Raw genomic sequence first — 20446 nt, forward strand, 5'->3', positions numbered from 1 at the left:
TGAGAGAGGGGATTCTAAAATTAATCAGATGAAAGGTCCCTCAAATCAAAGCCGCCAAACGGCATGCCTGATCAATTGCATGACGCGCATCCAACTCTAATGCTTTATAAGCGCCACCGACCAAATGTACGACTTTTCCTGCCTCTTTTAAGGGGGCGAACAATTCAGCCAATTCGACTTGTCCAGCACAAATCACTACTGTATCTACAGGTAAAATCTGAGATTGCTCATTAATGTGTACATGTAGGCCTTCATCATCAATGGCATCATACTGTACCCCAGAAATCATTTTGACTTGTTTATGCTTTAAGCTGGCACGATGAATCCATCCCGTGGTTTTACCCAAGCGTTTGCCCATTTTTTCCTTTTTACGTTGTAACAAATAAACTTCGCGAGGACTTGGAGTAATTTCAGCAGGTTTAAGTCCACCTCGAAATGTTCCATAAATATCAATTCCCCATTCATTGTAAAACTGCTCCCTGGGAACTGGGTGTTGGTGCGTTAAAAATTCAGCCACATCGAAACCAATTCCGCCTGCACCAATAATCGCTACACGTTGGCCAACCTCTTTTTTCCCCGTAATCACATCGATATAACTCGCCACTTTGGGATGATCAATCCCAGGAATCATGGGCATACGTGGTTTAATCCCACTGGCTATAACAATCTCATCAAAATCCTGCAATTGCTCTAATGTTGCTTCGGTATTTAGACGAATAGTAACCTTAAATTTCTGCAGCTGATAATTAAAATAATCCAGTGTATGTTGAAAAATTTCCTTTCCTGGAATTCGTTTTGCCAAATTAAATTGACCGCCGATTTGATCGTTTTTTTCAAATAAGGTCACCTGATGACCTCGCTCTGCAGCAACTGTTGCAAATGCTAGCCCCGCTGGGCCCGAGCCCACAACTGCAATCGATTTGGGTTGTGCAGTGACCTCATAAATCAATTCTGTTTCATTGCAAGCACGGGGATTCACTAAGCAAGAAGCGGTTTTGTTGACAAAAACGCGATCAAGACACGCCTGATTGCACGCAATACACACATTAATCGCTTCACTTTCTCCTCTTTTAGCCTTCTCAGCAAATAATGGATCGGCTAAAAAGGGTCTAGCCATGGAAACCATATCCGCAACTCCAGACTCAATTAATTCATTCGCTAATTCAGGGGTATTGATCCGGTTGGAAGTGATGACTGGAATTTTAACTTCCGGCTTTAAATGTTGGGTAAGATGAGTAAACGCTGCAGCAGGAACCATGGTTGCTATTGTTGGAATTCGCGCCTCATGCCACCCAATCCCCGTATTAATGAGCGTCGCCCCCGCTGCTTCAATCGCTTTAGCGAGAATCACTACTTCCTCCCAACTGCTGCCATCCGCAATCAAATCAAGCAACGACAAACGAAAAATAATAATAAACTTCTCACCTACGGCTTCGCGCACGCTGCGAACCACTTCAATGGGAAAGCGGATACGATTTTCATAACTGCCACCCCATTCATCCTGACGTTGGTTGGTATGGGTGACGATAAATTGATTCAGCAGATATCCCTCGCTGCCCATGATTTCAATACCATCATAACCAGCAAATTGAGCAAGACGAGCGCAACGCGCAAAGTGTTTAATGGTTTTTTTAATACGATACTGGCTCATTACCCAAGGCTTAAAAGGGCTTATGGGCGATTTGATACCGCTGGGAGCCACAATAAATGGATGATAGCCATAACGACCTGCATGCAAGGCTTGCAGAATAATTTTGCCTCCGGCTTCATGGACTGTGTGGGTAATTAATTCATGTCGATGTTGTTCTTTACTGTTCGTCAATTTAGCCGCAAATGGTGCTAAACGTCCTGCGCGATCGGGTGCAAAGCCACCTGTGGTAATTAATCCTACCCCGCCAAGTGCCCTTTCTCGATAAAACTGTGCCAAACGATTTAAACTTTCTTTATCTTCTTCAAGGCCAGTATGCATAGAGCCCATCAACAAACGATTTTTTAATTGGGTAAAACCTAAATCTAAAGGCTGAAATAAGGCCTTAAACGGGGTATTATCAATTCTCAATTCCATGAGTGCTCTCACAAAAAGACATCAAAACGAAAAATAAAAGTATAAACCCTGTTGGCATCTTTTCACAGAGAATAAGTAACAAACTTATGGCATCATCGATGCAGAAAATCTAGAGGAAAATTCAGCTTTGTGTGCCCAAATTGGCTTTTCGACGCATCTGGAAGTGATTGGCAACAAAAGCACCTAGCAGAGTAATCGTGCATCCAGCAAGGGAGCGTAGTGAAATGTGTTCATCTAAGAAAAAAACACCCATTAAGGTGGATACGATAGGCAGCGCATAAAGTGTTATGGATGCATTGGAAGCAGATAAATATTTCAACACGTAGCCCCATGCCAAATAAGCAAGAGCGGCTGGGAATATACCCATATAAATAACAGCGGCGGTAGTTTGAAAATCAGCACTTTGAATTTGCTGGAGCATGTCAGGCAAAAATAGGGCTAACAATAAAGTGCCACCCCACATAACCCAAGCAATGATTGCCACAGGATGATAGACACTCACAAATTGCTTTTGAATGATAGTTAAGATCGCACCCATTAATGCAGATACCAAAATCGCCAGAATTCCCTGTTGCATTCCAGGCTCTGAACTCTCTCCAATCGCCAATAAAGCCAGACCCAATATACTGATGAAGATACCGAACCAAACACCGCGCGTCAGTTTTTCCCGTAAAAAAACCAGTGATAAAAGTACGGTCATCACCGGCATTAAACCAATAACAAAACTGGCTATGCCTGCAGAGACGCTCAACTCCCCATAATTCAAACAAATATTATAAATACCTATCCCTGCCATCCCCGCAAGCAGCAGTTGAATACGATCCTTCCATACCACTCGTTTCTTAATTCCTAAACTATAGTAAATGACCAACATACACAGTGATGCAACAATAAATCGTAAAAGAGCAAGCGCTCCTGGAGAGTAGCCCGCTAAACCAATACGTATTCCAACGAATGCTGAAGCCCAAAAAACAATGGCAATAATAATGACACAGCTTACCTTGAACGACCGCATGTTGCGCACCTGGCTTGGGAAAAAATAATGGACTTATTGTACCTGAATTATCCTATACAATCACGTCGCTTTAGGATAATTCAAGCACGCCCAAACCGCTGATTTTCACTGTTAATTTAAAGCGTGCAAATGCTGCGTTGCAGCACAAAATCATTGATTTTAAGACTTTTTTTTACGAAATAACAATTTATTAAGTGCAATATGTAAAAAAGCTTGGCATTTTCATTTTTTATAAACTACTTTTAAAGAAGGGCCTGCTCCTATTGAGGATGAATCTATGGATGACCCTTTTGCTTCTTTAAACGAAGCCATTGAAGCCGTTTTTCATTTGATCCCCATGAGAAATGGAAAATACACCTATGATGAAATTCAACAGCTCAAAGATGCGATGGATAACTATGAGGCTAATGAAAAAACAAGCTTCCGTAAATTGGTAAAAGCTTTAGGATCTGCTTTACCCCATTTTGAAAAGTGGGGAATTAATTTTGAGCCTATAAAAAAATCCGTTGATTCGCTGGCTGAGCAACATAAGGACATTGTTGACTGGAATAAATACCTCCTTCACCGTCCTAAAATTTCATCCAGACTCCATTTTTATGCTTTGCAAAATCCTCAACATGATGTGGAGCTTATCCCCTGGCTAAACACCATATCTGAAAGAACTTCCCCTCAACAAGAGCCTGAATTACCCGCAATGTTAATTGCGCATAGGAATTTTCTGGGGTTTAGCAAAAGACTAAATTCTCATTTGAAAAAAGATCCGGAATTTTTATCACGTTTGATTATGGAATCTAAAGAAAATTTTATTCAGATTGCTGGCACACGTTTAATTCTCTACTTAACCGACGAACAACTTGCCAAAGCAATAGTTAAGTACATACCTGACTTGCTGCAAAACCATCCAGATCCCCTAGTCCAAGTAGAGCAACTCATGGATAAACTCAATGGAATATTATCTAATGGACGCTCTATTTCTGCACTTTTACGCAATTCGGTAGCCGAAAAGATTTTGACTCGATCAGAATTTTCAGAATTTTTTAGAATATATCAGAGTGAAGAATATAAAAATCGTCAAGAACATTCTTCGTTTGCAGAAAATGATTTTAATTCGATCAGTATGACAAATATACCGAAGTGACCCTCATCCGCCCTACAGGCACCTTCTCCGCCAGGGGAGAAGGGATTCAAAAGTATCTACCCCTTTGAAAAAGAAAAAAGCCTATCCCTTTTCTAAAGAGGGAGCATTTTAAAATTCCTTCTCCCGTTATCGGGAGAGGGGCCAGGGGTGAGGGCAAAACATACAGAAAGGAAATGATCCTTAATCCAACAACCCTAAAGACTTAACGGTATCACGCTCTTGTCTCAACTCATGCAATGTCTTGTCAAACATCTCACGACCGTACGCATTAAAAGGTAATCCCTCAACGACACTTAACTCTCCGTGTTCGCGGCGGCAAGGGAATGAGAAGATTAACCCTTCATCCACACCATATTCACCTTGAGAACTACGACACATAGAGAATGATTCACCTGCAGGAGTATCATTAACCAAATGATTCACACCGGTGATGATGGCATTAGCTGCTGAAGCAGCAGATGAAGAACCACGTGCTTTGATTACTGCTGCACCGCGTTGTTGTACCGTAGAAACAAAAGTATCTTGCAACCAAGACTCATCAATCACTTGAGCTGCAGAAACGCCATTAATCTTCGCATTATAAAAATCAGGATATTGAGTCGAAGAATGGTTCCCCCAAATGGTCATTTGAGTGACTGCAGTGATATCAACACCTGCTTTTTTAGCCAACTGAGTACGTGATCTTAATTCATCTAAAGTAGTCATGGCATAAAAACGATCATTAGGTACATCTTTGGCATGATGCATTGCAATCAAGCAGTTTGTATTGCAAGGATTACCTACTACAAAAACGCGCACATCATCGCTTGCATGATCATTAATTGCCTGGCCTTGTTTGGTGAATATGCCGCCGTTAATTTCCAATAAATCAGCGCGCTCCATCCCTTGTTTACGTGGCACAGAACCAACCAGTAATGCCCAGTTCACGCCGTCCATTGCCTTATTCATATCTGCAGTACACACAACACGCTTCAATAAAGGAAAGGCACAATCATCAAGCTCCATTGCAACTCCTTCCAGAGAAGGAAGCGCTGCTTCAAGCTCAAGCAGATTTAATTCTACTTCCGTGTTTGCACCAAACATTTGTCCGGAAGCAATACGAAACAATAATGCATAACCAATTTGTCCAGCTGCCCCAGTAATAGCAACTCTAACTCGTTTATTTGCCATGTGATTTCCTCTTATTTTTTAGGTAACCGCTGCACAGTCTTTCTTACGAAGCGGGAAAGAAAGCTCAATGCATGATTACATTTTTTGTTACAAAACTCGCAACATGATACTATTGCATTCCCAAACAAGCCAGTATAAAAGAGTAATGATCCCTTTATCGTTGTACATTCACATTCCATGGTGTATCCGCAAATGCCCTTATTGTGATTTTAATTCCCACAAAAGTCCTGAAACTTTGCCAGAACAAAATTATATTCAAGCGCTTATTGCTGACTTAGAAACTGATTTGCAACACATTCAAGCACGTGAGATTTACTCTATTTTCATTGGCGGTGGCACCCCGAGCCTTTTTTCTGCTCAAGCCTACGACATCTTATTTAGTGAATTGAGGCGTCTTTTGTCGTTTGCCAAGGACATAGAAATCACCATGGAAGCCAATCCAGGTACTGTAGAGCAACAACGCTTTACTGAATACCGACAAATTGGTATTAATCGGCTTTCCTTGGGCATTCAAAGCTTCAACCCAGAGCATCTACACGCCTTAGGCCGGATTCATGATGCCCAACAAGCTCATCGTGCAATTGAATCCGCCCGTAATGCCGGCTTCAATAATATCAATTTAGACATTATGCACGGTTTGCCCAAACAAAGTGTAGCTCAAGGAATCGATGATTTACGTACGGCAATCGCGCATCAACCCGAACATTTATCCTGGTATCAATTAACCATAGAACCAAATACGGTATTTTACAAAGTAAAACCTCCATTACCTTCTGAAGATGAAGCGTGGCTTCTCGAGGAAGAAGGACTCGCTTTACTTAAAGAATCTGGTTTTTCACGCTATGAAATTTCTGCCTTTGCTAAACCAGATCGACAAGCCCGACATAATTTAAATTATTGGTTATTTGGCGATTACTTAGGCATAGGTGCCGGAGCCCACGGCAAAATCACTACGAAAGAGCAAATAATAAGAACGCGCAAGCACCGTCAACCCAGAGAGTATCTCGACTCTGAAAAACCCTTTTTAGCCAGTCTAGAAGAAGTGAACACTCCCGATCTTCTTTTTGAATTTATGCTCAACACAACGCGTTTGGAACAAGCCATTCCTTTAGCACTCTTTACTCAAACCACGGGGTTGCCACTGAGTCATCTGCTCCCTAAACTCCAAATTGCGGCAAATAAGAAACTCATCACGTTAACAGACACCCACTGGCAAGTAACTGCTTTAGGAAGACGTTACACCAATGATTTACAGGCTCTGTACTTATAAAGAGTATATCCCGCATAAGTTCACTCATCCCTCCTACGGGCACCCTCTCCCTGGTAGAGAGAAGATATTCTTTAACTCAAGTTGCCCTCACCCCTGTCCCTCTTTTGGGAGAGGGACAGGGGTGAGGGCAACTGTACTCTAAACTCATAACTCCACGAATTACACTCATACTATAACGCAGCCACTTGCTTGAAAATAAAGATTATTCAATAATAAGTGACTTTCCGAAAAAGGAGCAATCGGTGATATTGTTCATATTCTTGGTAGTTCTTGCTTATTTAATGGGATCTTTTTGCTCTGCAGTCATAGTGAGTAAAACGTTTTCTTTACCTGACCCACGGATTGAGGGTTCAAAAAATCCTGGCGCCACCAATGTTTTGCGGCTTGCAGGAAAAAAATATGCAGCCTTGGTTATGGTTACCGATATACTCAAAGGTACTATCCCCGTACTCATCGCCAAACTCTTGGATGCCAGCCCTGCTACAGTAGGGTTTACTGCTTTAGCAGCAGTTATCGGCCATATGTACCCGGTTTTCTTCGACTTCAAAGGAGGAAAAGGGGTTGCAACGGCAATTGGAGCGCTCTTGGGTTTTCATTTTCTTGTCGGTGTTTTAGTCGCAGCAACTTGGTTGTTGGTTGCTAAATTCTCCCGCTATTCCTCTTTAGCATCCATTACAGCTATAGGCTTTTCTCCATTTTATTCGCTGTTACTTATCCAACGTTTGGATATTTTCCCCCCTATTTTCATCATGGCCCTCTTAGTTCTCTACAAGCACAAAGACAATATTGTGCGACTTATTGATAAAAAAGAACCAAAAATTAAATTAAAGAATAATGTGATTAACGAGATTATGCAGGATGAGCCGCCAGAGGCTGCGACACCAGCTAGAACAGCAGAGCCATCTGCCCCAGAAGTAGAGATTGAAGTAGAAACCATCACCATTACCGAAACCGTAGTGACTCCACCTAAAGCAACAAAAACACCTAAAACTACAAAAACAACCAGCAAAAAGGCCGAGTCACCTGAAAAGAAAACCAAGACGACTAAAAAAGCAACTGCGTCCAAAACAAAAACCAAGACGCCAAAAGACGAATAATAAAGAAATGCTCATTAAAGTTCGTCCATGAGATTAAAGAATGGACGAACCCAATTGGAAAATAGAAAAACAAATTAAGCCAAAGGCCATCGTGCCTTAACTTCTACTCCAGTACTTGAATCCTTTTCCCCCCTTAACATCCGCAAACACCCGGCATAAGCAATCATCGCACCATTATCGGTACAATATTCCAAAGCTGGAAAATAAATCGTCCCGCCAATACTCTGAATCCATTCACTTAAGCCTGAACGTAACGCTTTGTTCGCTCCAACTCCCCCTGCAACCACCAATTGCTTACACCCAGATTCTTGTACCGCGCGCTTGCATTTAATCATTAAGGTGTCTACAACAGCTTGCTGAAATGCCTTGGCAATTTCAGCGCGTGCCCGTTCATCTTTTGCGCTTTGATTCCAAGTATTTAAGGCAAATGTTTTTAAGCCGCTAAAGCTAAACTCAAGGCCGGGGCGGTCGGTCATAGGACGTGGAAAGCGATATGGAGTTGATTCACATTGATCTGCAAGCGCTGCGAGTACCGGACCTCCAGGATAGGGTATTCCCATTAACTTGGCGGTTTTATCAAACGCCTCACCCACAGCATCATCGAGAGTATCGCCGAGTATACTGTATTTCCCCAAATCGCTGACTTCAACTAATTGGCAATGGCCACCGGATACCAAAAGCGCAATAAAAGGAAATTCTAGTGAAGGAGTTTCCATTTTTGCCGCCAAAAGATGGGCTTCCAAATGATGAATGGCTAACGCAGGAATTTGTAATGCATAGGCCAGGCTTTTGGCAAAACAGGAACCAACCAGTAATGCGCCAATTAGCCCTGGTCCTGCTGTATAAGCAATTCCATCCAATGCTTTTTTATCAAGACCTGCCTGTTGTAATACTTTATCGAGTAAAGGCACCAAATAATTAATGTGATCCCGGGAAGCCAGCTCAGGTACCACACCACCATGAACTCGATGGGTATCAATTTGCGAATGCAACGCATGCGCTAACAAACCAGCATCGGAATCATAAATCGCTACTCCCGTTTCATCACAAGAGGATTCAATACCCAAAACCAACATAAAAAGAACCTGATAAAAAAATTCAGTCATTGTACCATATATCATAGAGACTGGGTGAAACGCAGCGGAGACGGAAATTCACTGCTCGATACTCGTTGCAGCTGACTTCTCCCGAATCTTCTATGTCCGCGCTTACCGGGGGGTAGCCTAAGAGCGGTGCTTTCGTCAGATTACCCAATATTCAAGCTGTACTTATTAAAAAATAAAATTGTTGATTTAAAACTTGACGAGTGCTTCAACTAGCACTAGAATTGCCCACCTATTAAGATCAAATAACCAGAGGACTATTTAATGCCTACAGTTCGCGTCAAAGAAGGCGAAAATCCAGAATACGCACTGCGCCGTTTTAAGCGCTCTTGTGAAAAAGCCGGTATTTTAACCGAGTTACGCCGTCGTGAATTTTATGAAAAACCAACTGCTGAACGTAAGCGCAAGCAAGCTGCTGCAGTAAAACGTCATCTGAAGAAAATTTCTCGTGATATGACAGCAAAACAACAAGGCGGCAAACGCCGACGTAAATAGGATTTTTGCCTGTCCTGTATTTTTTACTAGGCCACATGTACTTCGCATAGTCACAATTTGATAGATGATTATGATGTTGTATTTAGTGGCCTTTCGCTTTTTAGAATAGATTAAACTTCTTCCAAAACTCATTGTAGTGAGGAGAGAGGTTTCCTTACATAGGGCCGAGCCGCTCATTCGATTTTAAGGAATAAAAAATGACTATTAAAGAACGTCTCAATAATGATGTTAAAGATGCAATGCGAGCTAAAGAAAAAGAATTGTTAGCCGCACTTCGTTTAATTACTGCTGCCGTCAAACAAGTTGAAGTCGATGAACGTATTGAAGTAGATGATGAGCGTATGTTGGTTATTTTAGATAAAATGAGTAAGCAACGTAAAGAATCGATTGCGCAATATGAAAAAGCCAACCGTGATGATCTGGTTGCCCAAGAACAATTTGAACTGGATATCCTGAAGAAATATTTGCCTGAGCCTTTATCTGCTGCAGAAATTGACAATATGGTGCAAGAGGCGATTGCTTCAACTGGCGCTGAAAAGATGGCAGACATGGGAAAAGTTATGGCAATATTAAAGCCCAGCTTGCAAGGACGTGCTGATATGGCGCAAGTCAGTGCCATGATTAAGGCTAAGCTAAGCTAAGGATCCCTATGTCTGGCTTAATCCCGCAGCCATTCATTGATGATCTTCTCCACCGCACGGATCTGGTTGAATTAATTGACAGCTATGTTCCCTTGAAAAAACGAGGGAACAGCCATCTTGCTTGCTGTCCTTTTCATAATGAAAAATCCCCTTCATTTAATGTGGTTGCCAAAAAGCAATTTTATCACTGCTTTGGTTGCGGTGCCTCAGGAAATGCCATCAGTTTTGTTATGAACTACCTCAATCTGGGATTTGTTGATGCAGTGGACACTCTGGCTACTCGGGCAGGCTTAACAATTCCGCGGGACAAACAAACTGAGAAAAATAATCCCTCTCAGGATCTTTATAAGCTCTTGTCGGCAGTAAGCCTGCATTATCAAAAAAAATTAAAGCATGAGGGGCAACCTGCCGTTGATTATTTGCGTGGTAGAGGCTTAAGCGGAGAAATCGCCAAACTGTATCAATTAGGTTATGCAAGCGAAGGATGGCACCATCTTGAAAAAGCTTTCCCCCGTAATCAACGTGAATTGCTTGCCACAGGAATGTTGATTAAAAATGAAGACGGAAAAATCTATGATCGGTACCGTAACCGCGTCATGTTCCCTATTCATGACCGCCATGGGCGCATTATAGGCTTTGGTGGACGGGTGCTGGATAAGGAACAAAAACCCAAATACCTTAACTCTCCTGAAACCGTCATTTTTCAAAAAAGCAGAGAATTGTATGGCTTACATCAAATTCTAAGCCAACAAAAAGCAGTAGAGTACATTATTGTGGTTGAAGGCTACATGGATGTGATTGCATTAGCCCAACATGGAATTATGAATGCGGTAGCCACCTTAGGTACTGCGACCAGTACCTATCACATTCAACTGCTTGCCAAACATACCAAGTCATTAATTTTTTGTTTTGATGGCGATAATGCCGGAAGACAAGCAGCATGGCGTGCCCTTGAAAGCAGCTTGCCGCATTTAAATTTAGGGCTGGATGCCAGTTTTATGTTTTTACCCGATGGGCATGATCCGGACAGTTTGGTTCGTGAGGAAGGTAAAGATAATTTTTTAAAACGACTCAAGCAAGCTACCCCATTGCATCGATTTCTTTTTGATAACTTAGCCAAAGACCTCAATTTGCTACGACCCGCAGGCAAAACCCAGCTCATTAATTTGGCCAAACCATTTTTACAAAAAATGGATGAGGGTTCATATAAACAACTCCTCATTGAAGATCTGGCGCGTTTAACTCATATCGAAACCCACCGATTAACTCAGTTAGTTACTGAGGAGTCTAAAACACCCCTGCAAGAACAGGCCATGACCATTGCCCGTACACCGATGCGTATTGCAGTTGCCCTCCTCCTACAACATCCGGAAATTTATACCCAGATTAAACAACAAATCAACCTTGAGCTTTTCGATGCTAAAGAACATGAAATTTTACTGAGCGTGTTAGAACAACTGGAAGCAAACCCGCAAGCCACTACGGCAACATTAATTGAATCGTGGCGTAATCATCCTTATTTTGAGTCCATGAACAAACTTGCGGCCTGGGATCATCTGGTTCCCGAACAAGAATTAGTCAAAGAATTCATTGATATTATCCTGTTTCTACAAAAACAAAATCGTGAATTAACCATCCGCCAGCTAATTAATAAATCACGCCAGCAAGGGTTAAATGAGGAAGAAAAAATACAATTGCAAGAGATGTTAAAAGAACGACATATTTGAAACAGAGGCGTGTAAATATTTCGCTATCTTCTCTCTTGCACCTGGGTTCTAAATGCTGACAATTGATCTGTCAACAACCACCGAAATGGATTTTATTGCGCATTTTGTATAAAATATGATAATGCGACGCTTGATCATAATGAACCCAAGCCCCATAAATAGGATGTTCTAAAAAAAGCAGTGAAAAATTACTAGTATGTTGCAAACTACCGGTCTATAATTGTAAGATTTTGTAATCCTAAAGAAGCAATCATTTCAAACTGGTGTTTTAAATACTACATGGTTTGTTTGTTTTTTAGGATTGTGTCTAATTGTCCCTAGAGAAGTGCCTATGACCATGAACGATCAAGAACAGCAAAGCTCACAGATAACCAAAGTCATTAGCTTGGGAAAAGAGCAGGGTTACTTGACTTACAGCCAAATCAATGACCTATTGCCTAATATAGTCGACACAGAACATTTTGATGTCATTATCAGCATGCTGGAAGGCATGAACATCAAGGTATTTGAGTTACCCCCCGGTGATGATGAACTGGCACTTCTGCTTAATACAGAAGAAGTACCTGATATCGAAGAAGCCGCAATGGTACTTGCTTCTGTGGACAAAGAAACTGGACGCACAACGGATCCAGTTCGCATGTATATGCGTGAAATGGGTACAGTAGAGCTGTTAACCCGCGAAGGTGAAATCCGCATTGCGAAACGCATTGAAGAAGGGATTTACCAAGTACTTAAATCTTTGGCAAGTTACCCAGAGACGATTCAATTAGTACTTGATGATTACGAGCGCTTTAATGCCCAAGAAATTCGCCTCAATGAAATTATTAGTGGCTTCTCTGACGTTGAAGATGAAGTAGCTCCCGCTGCAAGCATTGGCTCCATGCTGGAAGAGCAACAAATCGATGACTTACTGTTGTCTGATGAAGAAGATGAAGATGGCGAAGGCGGTATTGGCGAAGTCGATGATGGTCCCAATCCAGAGCAAGCCAAAATTTATTTTGATGACTTACGCGATACGTTTGAAGAGGCCATTGCGGCCTTAAAAGAGCATGGGAGAGAACATGCCAAAACGCTTAAAGCTATGGAGAAAATGTCTGAATCGTTCTTAAAGCTTAAGCTCACCTCCAGACAAGTTGATCGCTTAACGCGTCATTTCCGTCAATTGCGTAACCACATTAGAGAATTCGAGCGCGGTATTATGCGTCTTTGTATTGAAAGAGCGCGTATCCCACGTAAACTGTTTATTGATACATTCCCAGGTCAAGAAACCGACATGGAGTGGCTCAATGGCATTATTGCCAAACACGGCAAAAAACTCGATTTGGTTCGTATCCAGGAAAACACCGACGAAATTTTGCGCATCCAATCTCGTTTGGTCGCATTCGAAGTGGAATATGGTTTGACGATCGGAGAAATTAAAGACATCAATCGCAAAATGTCTATTGGTGAAGCCAAAGCACGTCGCGCCAAAAAGGAAATGGTTGAAGCCAACTTACGTTTGGTTATTTCCATCGCGAAAAAATACACCAACCGTGGTTTACAATTCCTTGATTTGATTCAGGAAGGTAACATCGGTCTCATGAAAGCAGTAGACAAATTTGAATACCGTCGTGGTTACAAATTCTCTACCTATGCAACCTGGTGGATTAGACAGGCAATTACCCGCTCCATCGCCGATCAAGCACGTACCATCCGTATTCCGGTACACATGATCGAAACGATCAATAAGCTCAACCGCATTTCCAGACAAATTCTTCAAGAAACTGGCCGTGAAGCCACCCCTGAAGAACTCGCGGAAAAGATGGAATTGAGCGAAGACAAGATTCGCAAAGTTTTAAAAATAGCCAAAGAACCTATTTCCATGGAAACCCCAGTCGGTGACGATGACGATTCGCACTTAGGTGACTTTATTGAAGACAACAACATCGAATCGCCAATTGATATGGCAACCGCTGAAGGTTTACGCGAAGCAACTCTGGAAATCTTGGAAACTTTAACCCCAAGAGAAGCCAAGGTACTGCGTATGCGTTTTGGTATCGAAATGAATACCGACCATACCCTGGAAGAAGTGGGCAAACAATTTGACGTAACTCGCGAGAGAATTCGTCAGATCGAAGCCAAAGCGCTCCGCAAACTGCGACACCCTTCTCGCTCAGAGAAACTGAGAAGCTTCTTAGAAGGCGATGAAGGCTAAAAGCCTATCACGAAACAAAGCCCGCATTTGCGCAATGCATAATGCGGGTTTCTTCCTATCCCCAAAGATAAAAGAATTTCCTCCCCTTTTCCTCAAACACAGATAAAAATCTCTAAAAAAAAACAAAAAAAACTAGCACATTAAACCAATTAAGTTTAAAATGACCACCTCTCCGGGCCCATAGCTCAGTTGGTCAGAGCAGCGGACTCATAATCCGTTGGTCCTAGGTTCAAGTCCTAGTGGGCCCACCAATAAAATCAAGTAGTTACGGTAGTTTTCAGAAAAATCGAAAAAGTCATGTAGACGCAATGTAGACAGTATCTTCGGCTATCATCAATGATAGTAATAGTTCTTGAGGTATAGAGAATGCAAATTGGTACAGCTGGATTAACAAAGCTTTCTCAAATGATATGTGGAGATGAGCCTTTTTCATTCTTCCCTTATAGAAGCTCATCAAACCTAACAAATTTTTTTGTCGATCTTGATCTTGATTATGTTCATGATGGTTCTACAAGGCGCTATTGGGTATTTGAGGTTTTAAAAGAATTAAATAATAATCCACCTCTTACGCCACAAATGCCTTCTCCACAAGTAATCAAAGTTGTAGAATATTTGCTTCATCCTGATCATTTTATACAAACCGATAAATCGGATCGCAACCGCGCCCTGGATACCATACGAACTCTTTTAAAAAATAATAACCTTACTTTAATTGAAATGAAAAAGGTCAAGTGGAAATGCGCCCGATTCATGGAGAATTTGTATCAACATCACATGAAATTATTCCACCTACTGAAAAATTAATTACTTTTACACCTAGTATCTTTCAAGTGCCAAATAAGCCTTTAAATGAAAAATTAATTTCAGTAATGATGCCTTTCAATACAGCATTTTCTGAAACATATAATGCAATTAAGCGCACAGCTGGATATGAAAACTCGATTGTTTACGAGCAGATGATATCTGGGATAATTCAACATTCATACAGGATATATTCGATCTTATATTTTGTGCAAAGGTTGTAATAGTTGACTTTACAGGCAGAAATTCAAATGTCATGTATGAAACAGGAATTGCACATACCTTAGGGAAAATAGTAATTCCAATTATACAATCTCTTGATGATATACCTTCAGACTTGGGTCATCATCGAGCATTGAAATATCTCCCTAATGAAGAAGGTTATCGAGAGCTAAGTAATGAGCTCTTTAAACGTCTAAAAACTATTCTAACAACATAATCCATACAATTATAAGTCACAAAGCTAAATTGAAACTCATCCTTCATCATTCAACAATAAAAATTCTAATGATATTAAAAGAATACTATTGAAGGAAATAACGCACTAATTCTTTTCCTATAATTTCAAAATTACTCTTCATTGACTAAATATTCCTTGTATTTATCAACAAGTTTCGAAAAATGATGATTGTTTTTATCTTGATCATAACTAATATTAGTAAACTCACTAATATTAAAATATCTTTCTAAGGAATTTTTAAATTTTTCAAAAATATAAAATTCAGTCCAGAAATATGAAATAGGTGTTGAATGACTAAGATAGACTGGGGAAGAATTTTGTAAGCACCAGTTAATTATCCTTGACTTACAAATTTTGTCCTTTCTATCTTGTTTTGATTTAGCAAAAACATATCTATATCTTTTAGGTGATACCCCGGTAAACGGTCTTAGTTTAACTATTCTTGAATCATCAGAAGTAGCCTTATCTTTTATAAGACCATTAAATAACTCCTTTGCCATGCTTTTAATATAAGGCTCAATATAAACAACTTCTTTTATCCCCGCTGCAATAATATGTTTAATACACAGATGACAAGGAAAAGTCGTACAATATAGAATTGCGTCTTGTGTAGAAATTCCTCTCCGTGCAGCATCACAAATTGCTGCCTCCTCTGCATGTACAGCACGGATAAATTCTAAAGAATCTTCCAGAATATTAATTTTCTCCTCTTCTATTCGATTAATTTTTATTTGTTCGCCAAGTGGGATACGATTTTCATCAATCGTTTTATACTCTCGAAGATCCGGGTGTGTATCATGCCAATGAAGACCACCTCCAAATTTTGGAACTTCATTACATCCTGATGAAAGAATATTACCATCATTATCCATAATAACAGCACCTACTTGTCTAGAGGGATCACTTGACCGTAAAGAAGAAAAATAGGCATATAACATACCAGTTTCATCTCTTGTCGGAGTAGCAAAAGGCTCATTAAATAATAAATTTACTAACCTTCTAACTTCATCTTTTAACGAAACCATATTGATAAAATAGTGAGCTTTATGATATGTTCCTTTTGTGTCTCTCCCATGACTTTTTCCTTCATTCTCATCTGTATCCATTATCTCATCAATATGTTTTCTTTCAGGGGCAGTTAAGTTTTCACAAGATGTAAGAGAGTTTAATTGAAGTGACAACAAATTACTTTTTCTTGAGTCTTTTGTATCGTAAATCGATAGCAATATAAAATTTCTTCCATAAACATTACGTAATACATCGCATTCATAAGGACTTTTTAATGAATCGATAATGTATACTGTTGGGCACAATGCTTTATTACCTACAATCTTTATTCTTTTGTTAAATATAAACATCATTGAGAAAAATGCCGCAATACCCTTATTACCATTTTCTCTGGCTCCATTCATTTTATGAATTTTTTCATCTAAGTCCGACAAAAAATCAGTTTTTTTTTCTCGTTTCAAATATTCCGTAATTTTGACTTTCTCTACATTACATCCAGCTAATTTAAAGGATGACTGAAGCTCATGAAATACCATTTGAAAATCAGTCCCGACTCCTCCAACAAGCGCAATAACCAGCTCAAATGGGTTTCGTGTTTTATTTTCCATCTTATCTTCCTATCTATCCATAACACGTTATTTAAGTATAGAATAAGTCTCTATTTTTCTTAGCCACTGCTAAATTATACTGCCCGGCTGCTTACCTAACTCGTAATTCCTAAACGACAAAATTGATTGTTTACAAACTTATAAAATGACTGGGACATAGGGGACCAAGTGAGCACCCTCATCATTACTGGTCTAAAAGCGCCCCCACCCTAAAAAATCAAGATGGGACAGATGGGGCAACTTTAAACTGCCTAATTCTTTCTAATTATTTATTAACAGGGATGGGTCAGGGCTTTAATTGTGAATTAGCGCGCATTGGTTCCATTAACTCACAACTCAAGCCCCGATCCTTATGCTCTTATGCTATATTTAAAAGTATTAAAGCTAAGGAGAGCTTGTGATTAAGCCCGCATTGAGTATTCTATTTTTTATTTTAATTGCACCAGTATTAGCTATAGCTGAGGAACCTGGTCTTGGGAAACAATCCATAGAAAACGACGCAGCCTTCTATGAACTCAAATCTGCAAAAAGTATAGAATGCTATTTCCCTCAAGGCTCGTTTGCAAATTGGCGAGGACAATCAATGAAACTTGAAGAAGATCATATGTCGAATGCGATTCATTTTGACAATATTGATACTTCTAATAAAAAACAAGCTAGGATGATAGCGAAGTTAGGTGCTACGGATGTTCGAGCTTTTATGTCACCATCTGGAATTACTTTTATTGAAGTTACTGATACAGGAAATTTTATATACACAACTGTTTTCCCATCATATTTGGGTGATAAAAAAATTAATTCTGAACCTCAAAAAGATACATTTCTTTTTCAAAAAGCCTATATTGCGGTCACCTCTCGTCACATTTATGCTCCAATTATCGGAGCAATGCCATCTCAACTCCATGGTTACTGTAGGATTTTGGAATGAATTAGCTGAGAGTGTAACCAATGGGGTCTCGATTGAAATCATATATAATTTTTGAACGTAAATTCACATAAGCATGTTGTCCAATATCTCGGGGACAAAGGGGACATTTGGGGCAGGAGCGTCACTACTAGGTTTTAGCCGTCCCCACCCCTTGCAATTAAGGTGGGGCATGTGGGACTTATTGAATACTATATCTACCAATAAAAATGCATTTCATCATAATAATTCCTTTAAATTGGGTATAGGATTAAAATTAAATGAAGGCATGATGGTTGGCTTTTTCTCTTTATCCTGATTTTCGGCCAGCCTCTTCGGTTGCTGAACGTTGGCATCCTTTTGTGAATACCCAGGCTTTTGACCATTCAAATATTTCAATACGTATAACCTGAATGTATTGTACGTTGCTGTGAAGCTACCCTCATCTCTAAGCGTTTCCCATATGATAGTAATCGACCACCCCTTTTCCAAGGCTTCGGAAATGTCTTCGCGCATAGCCAGGAATGCCACTTTATTTTTTCTGGCGTTCGTTCTTTGTTGGCTCTGTTTAGAAATCATTATGTTTTCTGTTAAGGATTTTTTCATGGCGTTGTCTCCATATTGCTGGTTGTCCAATCCTTTGAGTTTTATCGTTTATTTCTATTTATTTTCGACTTTTTAGGTCATATGTAACGCCCTTTTTGGTAACTTTTGGTAATTTATTATTTATTTCTGTTTATTCTTGATTATTTTCGTGACTAATCGTTATATAACGAACAATTACGAATAATTACCAAATCGTGTTCCAAAATAATTTTCAAAATACCGGGCAAGATAGGTGAAGTTAGCTAACCTGCAAGCAAGTTACCTAATTCACTTAGCTTATTCGCACCTGCGGTTCTCAATGTATAAAACATAAAATCCTCCCAAAAAGTGCCCATATAATTAACTATTCAGCATCCAATACTTTTTTAGAAAAGACGTACAATCGTGGCGTACCTACCCCTTTGATTCTTGGTTTGTGGGATGCCTTACCATCATTGGTTGGAATCAGCCAACCACACTCTAATAATATTTTGGTTACTGTGCGTTGATCAAAGCCCTGACAAAGCTCATTTTTATACACTTCAGTCAATACCATAAAGCGGCGAAAACCTTCATCATCAGTTCTATAAAAGCCTGCTCGATTAACTACTTTCTCATTATTAGGAGCGTTAGCGTTATCAAACCGGCTGGCACCATGTAGCTCAAAGAATGCCCTTACCTGCGCTTTAATGGCACGGTCTTCTCGATTACCCTTATCACCAAAAGCAAGCAACCATGCTTTAAAGCATTTCTTTGCCGCGGCGTAGGATTCACCTTTCTGCCAACCAGTCAGATTAAATTGAGTAGCAAGCTCACCTGCCGCGCCCACCAAAGCAAAACGTCTAGCAACGCGGATAACTTGACCGGTTACATCCGAATCAATAACCGTATCGACAAACTGCTGAATCCCTTGGTTAAGCAACCGAGCAAGAACATCTTGGTTTGTGACTACTTGCTGTAGCCATGCATCCCCAACTGCCCCGTAATACTTGCTTGAATAATTCTTAAGCGTTAGCGCAAGGCTAGCTGGGCTTAGTTGTTGATGTAAGGTTTCAAATAATCCCATGCCGCAACCCGCGTCAGCTTCAATATCCGCTAAGCGAATTTCTTGCCCTGCATTACAACGCTGGCCAATTCGTGCCATTAAGGTAGCAAGAGACTCTTCACCTGCTGATAGAAATATCAAAGCCCATTTATTCGCTGCTTTGATCATACCTAACTTTGAAGCTCTATTTTTACCTTGGCCATTTGCAAGCAGATAAGCCGCTTCACCCGCCTCACGAGGATCGAGCTGACTAAGCTCATCAAGAATCAATAAACCATCGTTATGCATTGCTGCCAATCCCTCTAAGCCATTAGCAGTGGCACGCCATAAGCGTATATATGAATTAGGTTTACCCCATACCGATGCAGCCACATTCAGTGCCGTGCTTTTGCCAGAAGATGAAGCACCCCGAAAATGAAAACCACCAGAGTCTTCACCAGCAAGTCGTGCAATGGTTGGAGCAAAGGCACTGGCAATAGCAAATACCAGTCTTGAATTACCTATGGCAAGCTTGGCGATAGAGTTTTTCCATTCTTCGGCACTTCCTGATGTTGATAGTGATGATTCAATTGCATTGGTATTTTGAAAAACAATTTTTTCTTCCGATTGGCCAATAGCCTGCTTAGGTGTAACGAATACTTTGTTATGCCAACCTAGCTTATCTACACAACGTGCTCGCGCTTCTACAGGAAAGACTTGCACATATGATGTTAATAAATCCCGTGCATGATGACCTGGCGAAATGGTTAAACCTAATCGAACTAACTCTCGCCGTACTTCTGAGGCATCCCCTTGCAATAAGGCCAGTGGCATTGCCCATTGGTGTGTTATACCATCATCATCCTGCCATTCTAATAAGCGACCCCATTCGCCATTATGCGCATCACGCGTTTTTGCAGTTACGTGCAGTGGCGAACAGATCCACCGTGGTGCAAGTTCATTGCTATCTTTATCCCTACCCAAATAAAATACGCCTTTATTGTTTATCTGAAACTTGCCACCGGCATAGTCACAGTAGGTTATTTGCGATTGGTGGTCGGCTTGTTTGACTTTTACATCAAAGGCGATGATTTGATTGTTGCTCATAATATTCTCCAACATATGCTTGCAAAGACGACAC

16 protein-coding genes and 1 tRNA gene are annotated in these 20446 nt (G+C 40.4%); 10 read left to right on the forward strand and 7 right to left on the reverse strand.

Features of this window, described 5'->3' with window-relative positions:
- Nucleotides 1–40 precede the first annotated feature (40 nt).
- Entirely contained in the window at nt 41–2065 is a 2025-nt protein-coding gene (locus ACF8MK_RS01795; RefSeq protein ID WP_392537933.1) for an FAD-dependent oxidoreductase, read from the reverse strand.
- 121 nt (nt 2066–2186) lie between these two features.
- A complete protein-coding gene (locus tag ACF8MK_RS01800; RefSeq protein ID WP_392537934.1) occupies nt 2187–3080 on the reverse strand; it encodes a DMT family transporter in 894 nt (297 codons plus the stop codon).
- 277 nt (nt 3081–3357) lie between these two features.
- Here ACF8MK_RS01800 and ACF8MK_RS01805 point away from each other — a divergent pair, with 277 nt between their 5' ends.
- Nucleotides 3358–4218, forward strand: coding sequence for a hypothetical protein (locus ACF8MK_RS01805; protein WP_392537935.1), 861 nt, complete (start codon nt 3358–3360; stop codon nt 4216–4218).
- 180 nt (nt 4219–4398) lie between these two features.
- Here ACF8MK_RS01805 and ACF8MK_RS01810 read toward each other — a convergent pair whose 3' ends face one another.
- Nucleotides 4399–5388, reverse strand: coding sequence for a malate dehydrogenase (locus ACF8MK_RS01810; protein ID WP_265704202.1), 990 nt, complete (start codon nt 5386–5388; stop codon nt 4399–4401).
- 145 nt (nt 5389–5533) lie between these two features.
- On the opposite strand from ACF8MK_RS01810, the gene hemW reads away from it, so the two are divergent.
- Both hemW and plsY read left to right on the forward strand, forming a co-directional pair.
- The gene (gene hemW / locus ACF8MK_RS01815) at nt 5534–6658 is read left to right on the forward strand and encodes a radical SAM family heme chaperone HemW (protein ID WP_392537936.1); all 1125 of its coding nucleotides are present in this window, start codon (nt 5534–5536) and stop codon (nt 6656–6658) included.
- 242 nt (nt 6659–6900) lie between these two features.
- Nucleotides 6901–7755 (forward strand): glycerol-3-phosphate 1-O-acyltransferase PlsY, encoded by an 855-nt coding sequence (gene plsY / locus ACF8MK_RS01820; protein WP_392537937.1) that lies wholly within the window; start codon nt 6901–6903, stop codon nt 7753–7755.
- Nucleotides 7756–7829: 74 nt separating this feature from the next.
- Here plsY and tsaD read toward each other — a convergent pair whose 3' ends face one another.
- Nucleotides 7830–8831, reverse strand: coding sequence for a tRNA (adenosine(37)-N6)-threonylcarbamoyltransferase complex transferase subunit TsaD (gene tsaD, locus ACF8MK_RS01825; protein WP_392538992.1), 1002 nt, complete (start codon nt 8829–8831; stop codon nt 7830–7832).
- 291 nt (nt 8832–9122) lie between these two features.
- Here tsaD and rpsU point away from each other — a divergent pair, with 291 nt between their 5' ends.
- The 6 genes from rpsU to ACF8MK_RS01855 all read left to right on the forward strand — a co-directional run bounded on the left by rpsU (nt 9123) and on the right by ACF8MK_RS01855 (nt 14719).
- On the forward strand, nt 9123–9353 hold the full coding sequence (gene rpsU, locus ACF8MK_RS01830; protein ID WP_010652681.1) for a 30S ribosomal protein S21: 231 nt from the start codon (nt 9123–9125) through the stop codon (nt 9351–9353).
- Between the two features lie 197 nt (nt 9354–9550).
- Complete coding sequence (locus tag ACF8MK_RS01835) at nt 9551–9994, forward strand: GatB/YqeY domain-containing protein (RefSeq protein WP_392537938.1); 444 nt, start codon at nt 9551–9553, stop codon at nt 9992–9994.
- An 8-nt stretch (nt 9995–10002) separates the two neighbouring features.
- A complete protein-coding gene (dnaG, locus tag ACF8MK_RS01840) occupies nt 10003–11721 on the forward strand; it encodes a DNA primase (RefSeq protein WP_392537939.1) in 1719 nt (572 codons plus the stop codon).
- Between the two features lie 331 nt (nt 11722–12052).
- Complete coding sequence (gene rpoD, locus ACF8MK_RS01845) at nt 12053–13915, forward strand: RNA polymerase sigma factor RpoD (RefSeq protein ID WP_265704197.1); 1863 nt, start codon at nt 12053–12055, stop codon at nt 13913–13915.
- Nucleotides 13916–14089: 174 nt separating this feature from the next.
- Nucleotides 14090–14166 (forward strand) — tRNA-Ile (locus tag ACF8MK_RS01850).
- A gap of 115 nt (nt 14167–14281) precedes the next feature.
- Nucleotides 14282–14719: a hypothetical protein gene (locus ACF8MK_RS01855; RefSeq protein ID WP_392537940.1), complete on the forward strand. Its 438-nt coding sequence runs from the start codon at nt 14282–14284 to the stop codon at nt 14717–14719.
- A 567-nt stretch (nt 14720–15286) separates the two neighbouring features.
- On the opposite strand, the gene ACF8MK_RS01860 is transcribed toward ACF8MK_RS01855, so the two are convergent.
- Nucleotides 15287–16792: a deaminase gene (locus ACF8MK_RS01860; RefSeq protein WP_392537941.1), complete on the reverse strand. Its 1506-nt coding sequence runs from the start codon at nt 16790–16792 to the stop codon at nt 15287–15289.
- 397 nt (nt 16793–17189) lie between these two features.
- Between ACF8MK_RS01860 and ACF8MK_RS01865 the strand changes: the two genes are divergently transcribed.
- Nucleotides 17190–17720, forward strand: coding sequence for a hypothetical protein (locus tag ACF8MK_RS01865; protein WP_392537942.1), 531 nt, complete (start codon nt 17190–17192; stop codon nt 17718–17720).
- Nucleotides 17721–17936: 216 nt separating this feature from the next.
- On the opposite strand, the gene ACF8MK_RS01870 is transcribed toward ACF8MK_RS01865, so the two are convergent.
- Both ACF8MK_RS01870 and ACF8MK_RS01875 read right to left on the reverse strand, forming a co-directional pair.
- Nucleotides 17937–18302, reverse strand: a complete 366-nt coding sequence (locus ACF8MK_RS01870) for a TraK family protein (RefSeq protein WP_392537943.1) — start codon at nt 18300–18302, stop codon at nt 17937–17939.
- 343 nt (nt 18303–18645) lie between these two features.
- Nucleotides 18646–20412 (reverse strand): DUF927 domain-containing protein, encoded by a 1767-nt coding sequence (locus ACF8MK_RS01875; RefSeq protein ID WP_392537944.1) that lies wholly within the window; start codon nt 20410–20412, stop codon nt 18646–18648.
- Nucleotides 20413–20446: the final 34 nt, after the last annotated feature.

The sequence above is a fragment of the Legionella sp. 227 genome (assembly GCF_043161935.1).
GTDB lineage: Bacteria > Pseudomonadota > Gammaproteobacteria > Legionellales > Legionellaceae > Legionella > Legionella sheltonii.

What these genes read in the sequence shown, in the direction of transcription:
- ACF8MK_RS01860 (WP_392537941.1), bottom strand. Translation starts at nt 16,792, where the DNA reads ATGGAAAATAAAACACGAAACCCATTTGAGCTGGTTATTGCGCTTGTT.
- tsaD (WP_392538992.1), bottom strand. Translation starts at nt 8,831, where the DNA reads ATGTTGGTTTTGGGTATTGAATCCTCTTGTGATGAAACGGGAGTAGCG.
- ACF8MK_RS01810 (WP_265704202.1), bottom strand. Translation starts at nt 5,388, where the DNA reads ATGGCAAATAAACGAGTTAGAGTTGCTATTACTGGGGCAGCTGGACAA.
- ACF8MK_RS01835 (WP_392537938.1), top strand. Translation starts at nt 9,551, where the DNA reads ATGACTATTAAAGAACGTCTCAATAATGATGTTAAAGATGCAATGCGA.
- ACF8MK_RS01800 (WP_392537934.1), bottom strand. Translation starts at nt 3,080, where the DNA reads ATGCGGTCGTTCAAGGTAAGCTGTGTCATTATTATTGCCATTGTTTTT.
- hemW (WP_392537936.1), top strand. Translation starts at nt 5,534, where the DNA reads ATGATCCCTTTATCGTTGTACATTCACATTCCATGGTGTATCCGCAAA.
- ACF8MK_RS01805 (WP_392537935.1), top strand. Translation starts at nt 3,358, where the DNA reads ATGGATGACCCTTTTGCTTCTTTAAACGAAGCCATTGAAGCCGTTTTT.
- rpoD (WP_265704197.1), top strand. Translation starts at nt 12,053, where the DNA reads ATGACCATGAACGATCAAGAACAGCAAAGCTCACAGATAACCAAAGTC.
- ACF8MK_RS01795 (WP_392537933.1), bottom strand. Translation starts at nt 2,065, where the DNA reads ATGGAATTGAGAATTGATAATACCCCGTTTAAGGCCTTATTTCAGCCT.
- dnaG (WP_392537939.1), top strand. Translation starts at nt 10,003, where the DNA reads ATGTCTGGCTTAATCCCGCAGCCATTCATTGATGATCTTCTCCACCGC.
- rpsU (WP_010652681.1), top strand. Translation starts at nt 9,123, where the DNA reads ATGCCTACAGTTCGCGTCAAAGAAGGCGAAAATCCAGAATACGCACTG.
- ACF8MK_RS01855 (WP_392537940.1), top strand. Translation starts at nt 14,282, where the DNA reads ATGCAAATTGGTACAGCTGGATTAACAAAGCTTTCTCAAATGATATGT.
- ACF8MK_RS01870 (WP_392537943.1), bottom strand. Translation starts at nt 18,302, where the DNA reads ATGAAAAAATCCTTAACAGAAAACATAATGATTTCTAAACAGAGCCAA.
- ACF8MK_RS01875 (WP_392537944.1), bottom strand. Translation starts at nt 20,412, where the DNA reads ATGAGCAACAATCAAATCATCGCCTTTGATGTAAAAGTCAAACAAGCC.